Annotated in this window: 13 protein-coding genes; 7 read left to right on the top strand and 6 right to left on the bottom strand. The window is 39.5% G+C overall.

Going from position 1 to position 16,046, the window contains the following annotated elements; all coding sequences use genetic code 11:
* The first annotated feature begins 4 nt into the window (after positions 1–4).
* Together C1E24_RS13730 and C1E24_RS13725 are read left to right on the top strand one after the other, a co-directional pair.
* Complete coding sequence (locus C1E24_RS13730; protein ID WP_138482356.1) at positions 5–2,671, top strand: 7TM diverse intracellular signaling domain-containing protein; 2,667 nt, start codon at positions 5–7, stop codon at positions 2,669–2,671.
* Positions 2,672–3,058: 387 nt separating this feature from the next.
* Positions 3,059–4,726, top strand: coding sequence for an MFS transporter (locus tag C1E24_RS13725; RefSeq protein ID WP_240722024.1), 1,668 nt, complete (start codon positions 3,059–3,061; stop codon positions 4,724–4,726).
* A gap of 83 nt (positions 4,727–4,809) precedes the next feature.
* Here the strand turns inward: C1E24_RS13725 and C1E24_RS13720 are convergent, their stop codons facing one another.
* Complete coding sequence (locus C1E24_RS13720; protein WP_138482352.1) at positions 4,810–5,970, bottom strand: putative manganese transporter; 1,161 nt, start codon at positions 5,968–5,970, stop codon at positions 4,810–4,812.
* A 71-nt stretch (positions 5,971–6,041) separates the two neighbouring features.
* Positions 6,042–7,667: a M28 family metallopeptidase gene (locus C1E24_RS13715; RefSeq protein ID WP_138482350.1), complete on the bottom strand. Its 1,626-nt coding sequence runs from the start codon at positions 7,665–7,667 to the stop codon at positions 6,042–6,044.
* Positions 7,668–7,808: 141 nt separating this feature from the next.
* Between C1E24_RS13715 and C1E24_RS13710 the strand changes: the two genes are divergently transcribed.
* Entirely contained in the window at positions 7,809–8,609 is an 801-nt protein-coding gene (locus C1E24_RS13710) for a DUF3025 domain-containing protein (RefSeq protein WP_138482348.1), read from the top strand.
* A 58-nt stretch (positions 8,610–8,667) separates the two neighbouring features.
* On the opposite strand, the gene C1E24_RS13705 is transcribed toward C1E24_RS13710, so the two are convergent.
* Positions 8,668–10,392 (bottom strand): proline--tRNA ligase, encoded by a 1,725-nt coding sequence (locus C1E24_RS13705; protein WP_138482346.1) that lies wholly within the window; start codon positions 10,390–10,392, stop codon positions 8,668–8,670.
* Positions 10,393–10,475: 83 nt separating this feature from the next.
* Positions 10,476–11,180 carry a tRNA (N6-threonylcarbamoyladenosine(37)-N6)-methyltransferase TrmO gene (gene tsaA / locus C1E24_RS13700; protein ID WP_138482344.1) on the bottom strand — a complete coding sequence of 235 codons (705 nt, stop codon included), beginning with the start codon at positions 11,178–11,180 and terminating at the stop codon, positions 10,476–10,478.
* 148 nt (positions 11,181–11,328) lie between these two features.
* On the opposite strand from tsaA, the gene C1E24_RS13695 reads away from it, so the two are divergent.
* Positions 11,329–11,517 carry a hypothetical protein gene (locus C1E24_RS13695; RefSeq protein WP_138482342.1) on the top strand — a complete coding sequence of 63 codons (189 nt, stop codon included), beginning with the start codon at positions 11,329–11,331 and terminating at the stop codon, positions 11,515–11,517.
* The gene (locus tag C1E24_RS13690) at positions 11,501–11,800 is read left to right on the top strand and encodes a hypothetical protein (RefSeq protein WP_171040895.1); all 300 of its coding nucleotides are present in this window, start codon (positions 11,501–11,503) and stop codon (positions 11,798–11,800) included. The genes C1E24_RS13695 and C1E24_RS13690 overlap by 17 nt, the downstream gene beginning before the upstream one ends.
* 6 nt (positions 11,801–11,806) lie before the next feature.
* Here the strand turns inward: C1E24_RS13690 and C1E24_RS13685 are convergent, their stop codons facing one another.
* Positions 11,807–12,283 carry an acyl-CoA thioesterase gene (locus tag C1E24_RS13685; RefSeq protein WP_138482338.1) on the bottom strand — a complete coding sequence of 159 codons (477 nt, stop codon included), beginning with the start codon at positions 12,281–12,283 and terminating at the stop codon, positions 11,807–11,809.
* Positions 12,284–12,388: 105 nt separating this feature from the next.
* Complete coding sequence (locus C1E24_RS13680; RefSeq protein WP_138482336.1) at positions 12,389–14,035, bottom strand: electron transfer flavoprotein-ubiquinone oxidoreductase; 1,647 nt, start codon at positions 14,033–14,035, stop codon at positions 12,389–12,391.
* Positions 14,036–14,319: 284 nt separating this feature from the next.
* On the opposite strand from C1E24_RS13680, the gene C1E24_RS13675 reads away from it, so the two are divergent.
* Both C1E24_RS13675 and C1E24_RS13670 read left to right on the top strand, forming a co-directional pair.
* Entirely contained in the window at positions 14,320–15,072 is a 753-nt protein-coding gene (locus tag C1E24_RS13675; RefSeq protein ID WP_138482334.1) for an electron transfer flavoprotein subunit beta/FixA family protein, read from the top strand.
* Complete coding sequence (locus C1E24_RS13670; RefSeq protein WP_138482332.1) at positions 15,069–15,995, top strand: electron transfer flavoprotein subunit alpha/FixB family protein; 927 nt, start codon at positions 15,069–15,071, stop codon at positions 15,993–15,995. Before C1E24_RS13675 ends, C1E24_RS13670 begins: the two co-directional genes overlap by 4 nt.
* Positions 15,996–16,046: the final 51 nt, after the last annotated feature.

Raw genomic sequence — 16,046 nt, 5'->3', positions numbered from 1 at the left:
CTAAATGCGTAAATTGATACTTTCTATTACGCTAATTATATTGAGTATTGTGTGTGCTGTGTCACACGCACAGACATTTAATTATCACCATAACATGCAAGAAACAAACTTGCATGATTTAGCCTTACTTTTAAAGTCGCAAGAAAATGTGGCGTTTCCTACAAGCTTTCAATCTGTAAAAGAGTGGCAACAAGGCCTTGAGATACTGCCAAAGAGGGCGCTTTTTGGAGGAAAGTACTGGCTTATTACAGAACTTGTAAATCATACCAATGACACAGAGTTTGTCTTATACCCCTACAATACCGTTGTATCAAGAATTGAAAGTAAGCTCTATAGTGAAGAAGGCGAAATTCAAACTATTGCGACAGGGGGGGAAGTCAGTAATGAATTTGCCTTTCATTACGGTAACTCGATTCGACTCAACCCGAATGAAAAATATGTATTGGTAACGTCTTTTGAAAGTGACTTTTTTTACACACCAATTAAATTTGTCATTAAACCTAAAGCTGAGTTCGAGCGTTTAGTCGTTATTGAAAACTTGGTAATGATTCTATGCTTTGGTGTCGGCTTAGTTCTAGGCTTTTACAATCTACTTATTTACTTCGGGTCAAAAGACAAAACGCATTTATATTACGCATTATTTGCTATTTGCTGGGTCTTTGCATGGAGTCACTTTTTCCATATTTCAGATCAACTATTTGGCCTTTATTCGCCGAACTTACACTGGCTTGGTTTTGCCTTAACGCCGCTAACGAATATCCTGTTTTATATTAACTTACTTAAACTTAAAGAAACCCACCCAAAATTAACCAATGGGTCGCTGGTACTTGGTGTTATAGCAGCGTGTGGGATACCAATGGCGATGTTGTTTCCAAGTTTTGGTTTCCTATGGGCCACAATCGTAACTGGTGTAACGCTTTGTTTGGGGCTCTATGTTGGTTTTTTGCGAATAAGCGAAGGCTTTAAACCAGCAAGGTATTTTGTACTTGCTTATGTCGCAATGGCCATTCCAAACATGATTGGCAATCTAACCAATCTTGGCGTGTTGCCCCCATCTAGTTTAAACCTCTACCTACTTGGGCTAATAGGGACAGCAATGGATGCGCTGTTGTTGGCATTCGCTGTTGCAGATAAGTTTAGATTAACCAATTTAGAAAATATTGAGCTGAACAAAAACCTAGAATTGAAAGTACTACAAAGGACTCAGGAGTTAGAAGATTTAGCTTCAGAATTACGTGATGCCAGTGAAGCAAAAAGTCGATTTTTAGCAAATATGAGTCACGAAATTAGAACGCCGATGACTTCAATTATTGGTTATGCAGATGGCATGTTGCTTGGTGACATAAAGCCTTCTGAAAAAGGGCATGCTATCAATGTCATTCTCCAAAATGCCAGACATGTACAAAACTTGATAAATGACATTTTGGATATGTCTAAGATTGAAGCCAATAGGTTGGAAGTAGAACTAATTGAAGCAGATATGTTTAGATGTATTGCTGAAATTGAATCTCTCCTTGGTAAACAGATAAGGGATAAAGGCTTAGAATTTGAATTAAATTATCATTTTCCTTTGCCTAATTTGATTGTTATTGATCCAACCAGATTTAGACAAATATTGCTAAATCTAACTTCAAATGCATTAAAATTTACCAGTGTGGGTAAGATAAGTATTGATGTGTCATGTGGTGACGAAAAGTTGAAAATTTCGGTGAGAGATACTGGAATAGGCATGACCAAAGATGAAATTAAATCATTGTTTACTGCATTCCACCAAGCAGACACATCTACCACACGCCGTTATGGCGGTACAGGCTTAGGTCTTAACATATCCAAGAGTTTAGCTCGTAAGCTTGATGGTGATATTACCGTTGAAAGTAATGTTGGCTCTGGGACAACATTTACACTTGAGTTAGGTTTATATACAACCAAAGATACTCAATGGGTGGGCAACCTAAATGAGCTTCCGCAATCTAAATTAGATTTACAATCTATAGATACATCGGGCACGCTTAAAGGCAAAGTATTGCTTGCTGAAGACCATCCTGATAACAGAAAGCTTATCACCATTATACTTGAAGGTATGGGGCTTCAGGTGATCGCAGCAGAAAATGGGCAAGAAGCCGTTCAAGCTGTTTTAGATCATGAGTTTGATTTAATCTTATTGGATATACAAATGCCTATAATGGACGGTGAAGAAGCTTTTAAGTTTATCCAAGCAACTGGGGTTAGTTCACCCGTATTAGCATTAACCGCTAATACCATGACCCATGAAGTAGAGCGTTATCTAAAAATGGGCTTTACGGATCATTTATCAAAACCCATCGACAGAACAAAGTTCCATAAGAAAATCAGTCATTATCTCAACCTAGAAGTAGAAGAGTTAAGCCTGCCTATCGGTGAATTTGAAGCTCTACAGAATAACTATCTTCAGGGGTTAGAGGAACAAAAACACCTATTGCACTCAAGTTATGAAAATAGTGATTTTGTGGCATTGAAAAGGCATGTACATGCCATCAAAGGGACTGCTGGTATGTTTGAGTGCTATGAAATTCATAACTATGCGACACAACTTGATGAATTACTGAAAAGCGGTAGCTTGGAAGGTGTTGATGTACTTTTAGACCTTTTAGTCAATGCGATGTCTGATGCTTCGAAAGCAGTTATGAGTTAATGACTTTATAATACTAACCGCACTAACACTTAATCATTTTTTAGGGATTAAATCTGGTGATAGCTGCGCTATAGATTTCTCATTTAGAATGACGAAATATTTGCCTTACCTTTATAGATGTAGGTACCTCAGGGATATCACGACGCGTGAACAGTGCTACCAACAAGTTTTCTTGCCTTAAAATAGATCACTTACTCAATCGGGTCATTATTACTGTCTACTATTTATGAAAAAAGAATAGTTATTTTTAAAGATCTCCCTCTAAGAATTAATGCTTTACATCACTCTATGTTTTGGTGGTATATTGTATGCAAAATAAGAGGGGGAGTTAAAGTGTACTCTAATCATAAAGCGGGATTTGGAAAGAGCTTTTATATTGCCAATATCATGGAAATTTTTGAGCGATTAGCTTGGTATGGTTTTTTTGCAGTGTCATCTATTTATATGACGACACCAAAGTCACAAGGTGGTGTCGGATTTTCTGATATTGAGAGAGGAGCAATTCAAGGGATCATTCCTTTCTTTTTGTATTTATTGCCTGTTCTAACTGGTGCGCTTGGTGATCGAATTGGTTATAAAAAAATGTTTGTCATTTCTTTTGTAATTATGGCGCCGAGTTATTTCTTACTAGGGCAAGTCAAAGACTTCTGGCCATTTTTTATTGTACTCAGCTTTGTCGCTTTAGGTGCTGCATGCTTTAAGCCAGTCGTTGTTGGCACGATTGCTCATAGCACTAATGACCAAAATAGAGGGCTGGGCTTTGGTATATTCTATACCATGGTTAACGTCGGTGGGTTTCTAGGTCCGCTTATAGCTGGTTCTATGAGAGCGATAAGTTGGGATGCGGTATTTATGATGTCGGCGGCTTGGATACTATTAAATTTTGTGCCAGTTTTATTCTTCTACAAGAACCCACCATCACTTAAAAAGCAAAGCGATAAAAGCTTAAAAGAAACGATAAATGAGGCACAAAGTGTGTTAGGGAATGGTCGTTTTGCTTTGGTTTTATTTGTTTCTATCGTACTACTAATGTGTGCGGGTGTTGAGTGGTTAACTTACCCTAAAGCGTTTTTGGCCATTGTACTTTGGCTTATATCAAATGTAGTTTGGAATTTATTTGCAAAAGAAAGTGCATCATGCTGGTGGCAAGAGAAAGTAAAAGTCAGTAATGCTAAATTCGCGATTTATCTTGCGATATTAACGGGTTTTTGGACTGTCTATAACCAACTTTTTTACACCGTACCGCTGTTTATTCGTGACTTTGTTGATACCAAAGATTTAGTTCAGTTCTTATCATTATTTGGGCAGGGAGCAGTTGATTTCTTTGCCTTCGTAGATGAAGAAAAAATATCTGCAGCTATAGTGACTTTATTTAATGATATTAAGATGAGTAATGCCATTGAATTTGAAACTTTGAGGCTGGAGTGGGTGCATTTAAAAGTAAATGTGCCAACTAATGAGTTAGCAAATTTGGTGACAGAGTTACGTTTAATTGCAGACAATACAAACGAATTAAATAGTACACAAATACAAAACTATACAGCTCATCTTTTAGCATACAGACAGGTTAACCCTGAGTATCTAATTAACTTAGACTTTGCTGCAATCGTTTTGCTACAAATATTTGTGAGTTTGCTTTGTCAAAGGTTTAAATCTATCTATGTGCTAATTGCTGGACTCATCATCATTGCGGCTGCATTCATATTCTTAATTGGCTCTCAAAACAATATGGTAGGCTGGGTGATTACAGTTGTGATCTTATTAATTGCATTAGGTGAAATGCTTACCTCACCAAAGAGTCAAGAATATGTTGCAAGCATAGCACCGAAAGAGCAAGCAGCCTTGTATATGGGTTATTACTTTGTTTCTATGGCATTAGGTTTTTTGTGTGCAGGATTTTTGTCAGGTTGGAGTTATGCGAATCTAGCATTAGGTATGAATAAACCAGAACTGATGTGGTTACTATTTGCTGCCATTGCCGGCGTCACATCTATTGCGTTGTGGTGTTTTAATCTTTACTCGAAAAATGTAGCTGCAGAGCCTGTCATGAATTAATGTTGATACTTTAAAAAAACAATGAAGCCTTTAGAGCAAACCCTAAAGGCTTTTTTCTTGTCTATACAAGTGTTAAACCTTGATTATAAATACCAAAACAAAATATAACTCACTAATAATGCAGGGATTGCTGAATATAACGTGGCAATTAAAGCTGCCTTAGGTGCCATTGCTAAAGCAGGGAAAAGCGCGTCTCCATCATTTGATATAGCATTACCAACTAAAGCACTAAATGGGATAATACCTTGTATATACAATGTGGTGATGACTATTTGAGGGCCACAACCAGGTAATAAACCGATTGCAACAGCAATGAGCGGGGCATAAATCGCATATTCACTAAACCAAGCTCTAAGGTCTAGTCCAAACACACTCACTGCAATTTCATAAAGCATAAAGCTCGCGATGACCCAGGCTGTTACAAAGTGGGTATCTTGTATTATTCGAGAAAACTTACTAGGCGGTGATACTTCCTCATCTTCAGCAGCAATTTGTTGATAGGTTTTACCTTCTGAAGAAAATGCCCAAATGGTGACTGCGATAGCAGCAAACAAAGCACCAAAATAAGTGATGGCATTATCAAACTCGCCGAAATCTACATTAAATGCAATGAGTAAAGATATAACCACACAAGGCGCTAGAAAAAACTTCCATAACTTTTCACCAACATGAATGGCCTTATTAGATTTCATGCAATCATGTGCATAGTTTGCAGCTTTTTGAGGATAGCAAAATGAATCTGCATGGAACAAATGGACAATTAAACCACTTATTATGCCTGTAACAACGCCGATACTAATTACACTTAAAGCAGCAATAGGGTCTTTAGCTAACAGTAGAAAAGCAGCATCTCCCATGGTCGCAGTTAATACAGCGACAACAGAAGCAAAGCTGGCTTGTTTCTTGGTAAATTGAGTAACTACAATAATAGCTCCACCACAACCTGGTAATGCGCCGAGTATTGCTGCGAAGGTAATTTCTAATGTAGGTGATTTTGCTTTTAAGTAACTGAGTTCAAGCTGAGGTAATCTGTCAACTAAATAGTAATAGATGAATAAGGTTGCGGCGACGAAAACAGTGACCTGAAAAAATGCATCTGCAAGAGTAGGTATTGTAATAGGTCTTATTGGTTCATAGAGTAAAGACAGCAGTATAAAAACAGGTAAAACAAGTCGTTTATTGGCAAGCATGAATGCAAGCGAATTAAGAACAGGCGAATGCCTTAACGTTGTGAGAGTGTTCATAAAGTGCAACCAATAAATATTATCAGTTGCACTTTAGTCTTAATTTAAATAAAAATCAATCTCATTTGGGTTTATTTGCGTTTGAATTCAGCACCGGCTTTCCATGTTGGCCATTCAGCTTGTTGAGAAACGTCATAGCCAACTTGGAAGAACAACTGCAAATCTTGAACTGCACCGCTTAAATCCCACTCATCACGGTATCTATCACACGGTTGGTGATAGCAGCCACGCAGTACTAAGCTCATTTTCTTACGATAGTTTGCTGTTGCCTCATCGAGTGCTTCTGTACCACCACCAGCGTACATTGCAGGTACACCCATATTAGCGAATGCAAAGTGATCTGAGCGGTAATAACCTCCTGATGCCGGACGTGGATCTCCAGAAACTACACGACCCTGAGCTTTAGCAGCATCAGCCAACATTTCGTCTAGGCTTGATTTACCGATACCCACTACGCTGATATCTTTCACTTTACCAAGTAGGTTTAAGCTATCCATGTTGATGTTAGCAACGGTCTGTTTTGCTGGAATGACCGGCGTATTCGCATAGAATTTTGAGCCAAGTAAGCCTTGCTCTTCCGCAGTTACTGCTAAGAAGGTGATGGAACGGTCTGGACGAGTTGGCAGCTTAGCGAATGCTTCTGCTACTTCAATCATACCACCAGTACCCGTCGCATTATCATGCGCGCCGTTATAGATTTGGTCACCTTTACGGTTTTTATCTATACCCAAGTGGTCCCAGTGCGCAGAGTAAACAATGTGCTCTTCTGGCTTTTTGCTTCCAGGTAAAGTCGCAATAAAGTTATACGACGTTGATGTCTTGATCTTGCTCTTAACCGTTACTGAGGCGGTTAAGTCGCCCATATCAACATGATAGGCGCCTTGTGCCGCTTTCTTCTTAACATCCTCAAAGTTTAGACCTGCTTTTTCGAACAGCTCTTTAGCTACATCGACAGTCACCCAACCTTCAACTGCTACACGGTCCATGTTTTTATTCTCTTTTTGGAAGCCAAATTGCTCGCCACTCCAAGAGTTTTCAACAACGCTCCAAGGATAAGAAGCTGGCGCTGTTTCATGAATGATGATGGCACCCGCAGCCCCTTGACGACTTGCTTCTTCATATTTGTATGTCCAACGACCATAGTAGGTCATGGCTTCACCCGTGAACATGCTTGGATCTTTGGTCGCAAAACCAGGATCATTAACCAGCATTACAACCGTTTTACCTTTAACATCTAGGCCTTCGTAATCGTTCCAGCCATATTCTGGCGCATTCACACCATAGCCAACAAACACCATTTCAGAGTTGTTGATAGACTCAAGTTCGCTAATGCGGCCTGTGCCCATGACCATTTCTTTTTTGTATTGGTAAGCTTTGCCACCAATTACCAACTCCATGTCAGAGTCTGCTTCAATTGAAACAAGCGGCACTTCTTGGAAGAAGCTATCACCATTACCAGGTTCATAACCCAGTGCTTTAAAGTGTTTTGTTAGGTAGGCTAGGGTAAGCTCTTCACCTTTTGAAGAAGGGGCACGACCTTCAAACTCATCAGAAGCGAGTGTTTTAATATGCTCTGCAAGTTGTGTTTCGTTAATGCTGTTATAAGCGGCTTGAATATCGTTAGATGTGTTACTTGTTGATACGCAACCTGCAAGCACGGCAGCTGCAATTGCGCTAAGTGTTATTCTCAGTTTCATAATCACTTTTTTCTTTTAATTAAAATCGCTTAAGTATACACATTTCTAGACTGCTTGTTCGAGTTAAAGCGATTAACCGCCTTGGTTGGCGTGAAGACAAGTTTACGATAAAATCGCGAAAATTTTTAAGTCTGTAGTCCTATGAAAAGATTTGTTGCCTCAGAGACATTCTCTCAATCCTGTCTTAATAATGGTGCTTTTGAGCATCTAAATACTTTGTTTAACCTCTGTTCACATACAGATTGGCCAAGTTTTGACTGGTTAAACGGGTTAAAAGACTTAAAGAACCCACAAGGATTAAAGATTCGCTTTACGCCTAACTCTGAATTAGAAAATGAAACCCGATACTACGAAGCAATTATCTTCGAAACAGGGCAAGTGCCAACACGTGAGCAAAATTGGCATGACTTATTTGGCGCTTTCATTTGGTGCTTATTTCCAAAAACCAAAGCACTTCTGAATGAATTGCATATTGAAGAAATAGAAGCGCATGGCACTAAACAAAGAAGTAAAAAAAGAAATGCAATAACATTATTTGACGAGTGTGGCGTTATATTAGTGGTTAATAATGATCAAATAATTTCTCAACTAAAATCACATCAATGGTCAGAAGCTTTTGTAGAACAAAGAATGCAGTGGGGTAAAAATTATTTACCTTTTACATTTGGCCACGCTAACTATGAAATGATGACCAACCCATTTATTGGGCTTACCGGTAAGTTAGTTTGTATAAAAGCTGAGGAAAGTTTTTACAAATTAAGTTTAGAGCAGCAATATCACTATTTAGATGAGCAGCTTTATCAAATGATCACAGATGGGTTATTAGAAGACAATAAAAAGATGTCACCTTTACCATTATTGGGCGTTCCTTCATGGTATGAAGAAAACAAAGATGCAAATTTTTATACTAATACCGATTATTTTCGCCCAAAACGAAAATAATAGCGTTTGAAGACAATAAAAAAGCGGCTAAATAGCCGCTTTTTTTGATGCTGTGAGATTAAGCTTTGATAGCTTTCGTGATCTCAGCAACCGCTGAATCAATATCAAGCATTAGCTTTTCACCGGTTATACGGTTCTTAAGCTCAACCTTATTTTCGTCAAGGTTACGCTCACCAATAACAAGTGTGTATGGAATACCAACCAACTCCATGTCATTAAACATGACACCAGGGCGCTCTTTACGGTCATCGAATAACACATCAACACCAGCATCTTGGAATTCGCTGTATAAACGCTCTGCGATATCAGGAATACGATGCGACTTGTGCATGTTCATTGGCACAATAGCAAGTTCAAATGGCGCAAGTGTTTTTGGCCACTTAATACCAAACTTATCATTGTTTTGCTCAATCGCTGCAGCAACGATACGAGATACACCAATACCATAACAACCCATGGTCATGATTTGGTTTTTACCGTTTTCGCCAAGTACGCCAGCATTCATTGCTTCAGAATATTTACTGCCAAGTTGGAAAATATGGCCTACTTCAATACCGCGTTTGATATGTAGCGTGCCGTTACCACAAGGGCTTGGATCGCCTTCAACAACGTTACGAATATCTTCTACAGTGTAGTCAGTGACATCGCGATCGAAGTTGATACCGCTGTAATGCACGCCATCTTTATTTGCGCCTGCAACAAAGTCAGCCATCACATCTACACTGCGATCAACAATAATTGGCATATCAAGACCTACAGGGCCTAATGAGCCAGGGCGAGCGCCAATGGCAGCGACAATGTCTTCCTCTTTTGCCATTTCTAGCGGAGAGTCTACAAGTGATAGCTTTTCAGCTTTTAACTCATTTAATTCATGGTCGCCACGAACGATAAGTGCAACTAAACCACGTTCTCCATTTTCATCTGATGCACCATAAACAATGAGGGTTTTAACACCACGATGTGCTTTAACACCATGCTTTGTTTTAAGCTCTTCAATGGTTTTTGCTTCTGGGGTATCGAATGTGTTTAATTCTTTAGATGGAGCAGGGCGTACTTCGCTAGGTGTAACTGCTTCGGCTTTTTCAATATTTGCTGCGTAATCACTTGCATCACTGAATGCGATTGCATCTTCACCTGATTCTGCTAACACGTGAAATTCATGAGAAACACTACCACCAATTGACCCTGTGTCTGCAATTACTGGACGGTAATCTAGACCTAAACGCTCAAAAATATTGCAGTATGCTTTATGCATACGTTGGTAGGTATTATCCAGACACTCTTCTGTCATATGGAAAGAGTAAGCATCTTTCATGGTGAATTCACGTGCACGCATTACACCAAACCGAGGACGTACTTCGTCGCGTACTTTAGTTTGAATTTGGTAGAAATTAATTGGTAACTGCTTGTAGCTGTTAATTTCTTTACGTACTAGATCTGTGATCACTTCTTCGTGTGTAGGACCAAGCGCAAACGGACGATTATGTCTGTCGTTGATACGCAATAGTTCTGGGCCAAACTGTTCCCAGCGGCCAGACTCTTCCCACAGATCAGCAGGTTGAATAACCGGCATAAGTAACTCGATTGCACCGGCTTTGTTCATTTCTTCACGAACTACTTGTTCAACTTTGCGTAAAACTTTTAAGCCTGATGGCAACCAAGTGTACAAACCTGATGCAAGTTTACGGATCATGCCTGCACGAAGCATAAGTTGGTGGCTGATAATTTCAGCATCAGAAGGCGTCTCTTTTAGAGTCGCAAGAATATATTGACTGGTACGCATGGTGGTTCCGTTCGTATAGTATTTTGTTTTTCTAGAAAATGGCCGTTAGTTTAGCAGTGCTAACGACCCATACAAAGTGTTTATTAACGTTCAATACTGATTTCTGTGACAAGATTGTGTTCACCGTCGACTTGCCATCGAATATTGTAATGATACAAGTTCATTCCGTAAGTCTGTGTGCCTGCTTTTTGTTTTTTGTAAGCAGGTCGAGGGTCTTGTTTAAGTACATTGGCAATAAACTCTGTCAGTGATTTATCAGCTTGCTTTGCCAAAAACTCAGCTGCTTGCTTTGAAAACTCAACAGTCATTAAGGTTTCAGGGCGTGTATCGGCAAAACCTGCAGAAGCTTCAGGCATGGCATCTGAATAAGGTAAATATGGCTTTATATCTATAATTGGTGTGCCATCAAGTAAATCTATACCAGATAAAAGTAGAGCAAGTTGACCATTATTATATTCAACACCTTCTAATTTCACCGCACTCATGCCAATGCCATTTGGTCGAAAAGTGGCTCGGGTTGCAAATACGCCTTTTTTTTCATTCCCGCCTAAACGGGGCGGACGTACAAGCGCAGAATAGCCTTTGTCAGCGGTTTCGTGAAAACGAAACAACAACCATAAGTGTGTAAACTCTTCGATACCTCGAACAAACTCTTCGCGGCTAAATTCTTTACTAAAGATAAGTTTGGCTTTTGCCTCTGGCACTAAACGGGGCTGTCTAGGTATGGCAAATTTTTGTTTATAAGGAGATTGAATAAAACCGACAGGCTCAATTTGGTAGTTTTCCACAAGCAACTAAATATAAAAACATAGATGTTCGGATTGTAACTTTTCTTAAGCAAATAAACCATGTAATGAAGCTGTAATGGCGTGTAATTGGATTATTTTGCAAACCGACATAATCTTATGTCTGAATTATCATTTAAGTTACAGAAAAATGACCGATAAAAAAAACGCATCTAGGTTTATTGCCAGTAACCATCAACCTCCTGAGCATGAGCGAGAATTATTGATGAGTGCAAGAGCATCTGCCTTAAAAGATCATTTTGCTTCTAGAACAGTATTTAACCTTAAGGGCACGAGTAATAACTCAAAAGGGAGTGATGAGAGTGAACATGGGATTTGAGCACAATATTGATGTCGTATGTAGAAAGGTAATATTAAAATATAGCTGTGAAGAGTTACACAGTTCGATTAAAGATTCACTGATATCGAGAAAAACAAAGCTAAATGAACTTGTTTCTCAGATCCAAGATGGCTTAGTGAGCCCGAAAAACTTTGAACTTTTGATTGAAGAACAAAAATCACTATTAATTCATGATTTAAAAACGAATAAACATAATCAGCAGCAAATAAATGACATTGCAAATATGACTATTTATGAACTGGCTAAGCACGCTCTCAATTAAAACCTTTTATTCCTCTACTGTGCGATGAAGCAAGGATTCAGTTTCAATCGCTATTTCTTTCATTTTGATTGCATATTGCTCTAACTTTTTCTGTTCTTTGGTTTTTGCTACAAACTGTGGCACTGGCACAGGGTAACCTGCTTTATCCATCGCAATAAAACTAATAATGCAGTGATTACTTTCAGATAGAATATTATTTTGTGGATCGCCACATTTTACTCGGATGAAAATTTGCATGCTTGTTTTACCGGTATGTGCGATTTGTGCGGTGACTTCTACAACTTGGCCGACAAGAATAGGGCGTTTAAACCTGACACCTGCAACCGAAACGGTGACACAATAACTGCCACTCCAGCCCGCAGCACATGCATAACCGGCTTGATCTATCCACTTCATAACAATGCCGCCATGCACTTTACCGCCAAAATTGACATCCGTGGGTTCTGCTAAAAATCTAAAAACAAGCTCAGATTGCTGATTCATATATTTCAACCTATTACGATAAGTAATGTTAAGTATAGTCAACAGTCTGTAAAACGAAAAAAGGGCCATTCGGCCCTTGTGCAATTTAGGTATAGGAATACAACTTTACATATTCGGGTAGTTCGGACCACCGGTCCCTTCAGGCGTCACCCAAGTGATGTTTTGATTAGGATCTTTGATGTCGCAGGTCTTACAATGAATACAGTTTTGGGCGTTAATGACAAACTGCTTCTCACCTTCATTTTCAGAAATCTCATATACACCAGCAGGGCAATAGCGTTGTGCAGGTTCATCAAATTTTGCAAGATTCACGCTAATAGGAATAGCATTATCTTTTAACTGCAAGTGACAAGGTTGTACTTCTTCATGGTTGGTATTTGATAAAAATACAGAAGATAATTTGTCAAAGCTTAGCTTACCATCAGGTTTTGGGTAGCTAATGGTGTCACATTCACTCGCATGCTTCATACATGCATGGTCGAAGCTTGTATCTTTGAATGTAAATGGTAAAGAGCCATTGAAAAAGTTTTGGTCTAGGGTGTTATACGCGCCACCTAAAATACTACCAAACTTATGAATGACCGGACCGAAGTTGCGCGATTGGTATAACTCATCATATAACCAGCTTGATTTGAATAACTCGGCAAATGAATTTAAATCAGCTGTTGGGTTTTCTTGCGATAGCGCATCAACAATTGCATCGGCAGCTAACATGCCTGATTTCATTGCGGTGTGATTACCTTTGATTTTGGCAAAGTTCAATGTACCCGCGTCACATCCAATCAATAAGCCGCCAGGGAAATGCATTTTAGGTAGTGAATGGAAACCGCCTTTTGCAATAGCTCTCGCACCATAGGCGATACGTTCACCACCTTCTAGCGTTTCTTTGAACACAGGGTGGTGTTTCATTCGTTGGAATTCATCAAATGGACTCAAATGTGGATTCGAGTAATTTAAGTCAATGATAAGACCCACAACGACCTGATTATTTTCAGCGTGGTACATAAATGAACCACCTGTTGTGTCGCCTGTTAGTGGCCAACCAGTGCCGTGTACAACTGTGCCTTCTTTGTGCTTACTTGGATCAATTTGCCAGATCTCTTTGAAGCCTAATCCGTAATGTTGCGGTGTTGCATCTTCATCGAGTTTAAATTCTTTAATTAACTGTTTACCTAAATGACCACGGCAACCTTCAGCAAACACAGTATATTTTGCTCTAAGCTCCATACCCGGCATGTAGCTATCTTTCGGCTGACCTTCTCTGTCTAGACCCATATCACCTGTAACAATGCCTTTTACTTGATTGTCCTCAATAATGAGAGAGTGGGCACTGAAACCAGGGAATACCTCAATACCTAAGCTTTCAGCTTGTTCAGCCAGCCAGCGACATACATTACCCATAGACACAATATAGTTGCCATCATTCTTGAATGTCTTTGGAATTGCAAAATGAGGAATGCTGGTGGCATTTTCTTCATTTTTGAATAGATATATTTCGTCTTCGGTGACTTGCGTATTTATAGGTGCACCTAGACTTTTCCATTCAGGTAATAATTCATCCAGTGCTTTAGTTTCAAATACAGCACCAGATAAAATATGTGCGCCGACTTCAGAGCCTTTCTCAACAACGCAGATCATTAATTCTTGTTCTTTTTGTTGTGCTTGTTGAGCCAGACGTATTGCACATGAAAGGCCAGCAGGTCCTGCGCCAACAATTACAACGTCAAACTCCATCGTTTCGCGTTCGACCATATTATCCTCACTTATCTTGACGGTAGCGTAAACGTTTAAATGTTTTATTGTGACCTAGTTATATGACGCAATCTTGAACTTGACCGCTATTAAATGACTCTGAACACATTAAAATGGCTGACGGATTGCCAAATAAACGTTTATTTAAATATTAAGTTTTTTATAAGTTAATCTAAGGTTATTTTAGGTTGACGTTTACGTCAACAGGAAGTAGGCTGATTGCATTAAATAAATGTATTGACGTTAGCGTCATCTTCAAGAATTAACCAGATCATGGAGTAACTATGAAAGTACTTGTGCCAATCAAACGCGTGATTGACTACAACGTCAAGGCAAGAGTAAAGCCTGATAACAGTGATGTTGATCTTACGAACGTAAAAATGGCAATGAACCCTTTCTGTGAGATTGCGGTAGAAGAGGCCATCCGATTAAAAGAAGCGGGCATTGCGACAGAAGTGATTGCTGTGTCTATTGGTGATAAAGCTTGCCAAGAGCAGCTTCGTACCGCACTAGCACTAGGCGCTGACAAAGCTATTCAAATCGATACAGATGCAAAGCTTGAGTCAATTCACGTTGCTAAGCTGCTAAGTAAACTTGTAGAACAAGAACAACCTGAATTAGTTATTTTAGGTAAGCAGTCGATTGATTCTGACAATAACCAAACTGGTCAGATGCTTGCGGCATTAACAGGTCGTAGCCAAGGTACATTTGCTTCAAAAGTGGTTGTTGAAGGTGGTAAAGCATTAGTTACTCGTGAAGTTGATGGTGGTTTACAAACTGTGTCTCTATCACTTCCAGCAGTTGTTACAACAGATTTACGATTAAATGAACCACGTTATGCTTCTCTACCGAACATTATGAAAGCAAAACGTAAGCCATTAGACGTAATTGCAGCTGACAGCTTAGGTGTTGATTTAGCACCTCGAACTGAGCTTTTAAAAGTTGAAGAGCCGGCTAAACGTGAAGCAGGTATCATTGTTGAAGATGTAGCAGAGCTTGTAAATAAACTAAAAACTGAAGCTAAGGTGATCTCATGAGTGTATTAGTAATTGCAGAGCACGAGCAGGGCGCTCTAAAACCTGAAACAGCTAAAGTTATCAATGCAGCAGCAAAGATTTCAGACAATATTACAGTGTTAGTTTCAGGCCATTCAGTCGCAGCTGTCGCTGAATCGGCTTCTAAAATCGCAGGTGTTACGGCAGTAATTGTTGCTGATAAGCCTGTGTTCGATCACCAGCTTGCAGAAAGTACTGCGGACTTAGTTGTAGAGATTGCTGCTGATTACTCACATATTCTAGCAAGTGCTTCAACCACAGGTAAAAACACGTTACCTCGCGTTGCAGCATTACTAGATAAGTCGCAGATTTCTGAAATCATTGATGTCATTGATGCAGACACATTTAAGCGACCAATTTATGCGGGTAACGCGATTGCAACTGTTAAGTCAGCAGAAGATAAAAAGATTATTACAGTGCGAGCAAGTGCATTTGATGCGCAAGGTGAGCAAGCTGCAGTTGCTGATTCGTCTGTTGAAAGTGGTGCTGATAATACCCTATCTGAGTTTGTTTCTGTTGAGCAAACTGAATCAGAGCGTCCTGAGTTAAATGCTGCACCTGTCGTGATTTCAGGCGGCCGTGGTATGCAAAATGGTGAAAACTTTGCGCTACTAAATGGTATTGCAGATAAACTAGGTGCTGCAATAGGTGCTTCACGAGCTGCAGTTGATGCAGGCTTCGTTCCAAATGATATGCAGGTAGGTCAAACAGGTAAGATTGTTGCACCAGACTTGTATATTGCAGTAGGTATCAGTGGTGCAATTCAGCACTTAGCGGGTATGAAAGACTCTAAAGTCATTGTTGCTATCAACAAAGATCCAGATGCACCAATTTTCCAAGTTGCTGACTATGGTTTAGTAGCAGACTTATTTGATGTGTTGCCTGAACTAGAAAACGCATTATAAGAACAACAATAGTTTCTGGTTGTAAAGCCGCGCTCCATTTCATGGTCGCGG

Source organism: Pseudoalteromonas phenolica (assembly GCF_005876835.1).
GTDB lineage: Bacteria > Pseudomonadota > Gammaproteobacteria > Enterobacterales > Alteromonadaceae > Pseudoalteromonas > Pseudoalteromonas phenolica_B.
This window is presented reverse-complemented; position numbering and strand designations above follow the sequence as displayed.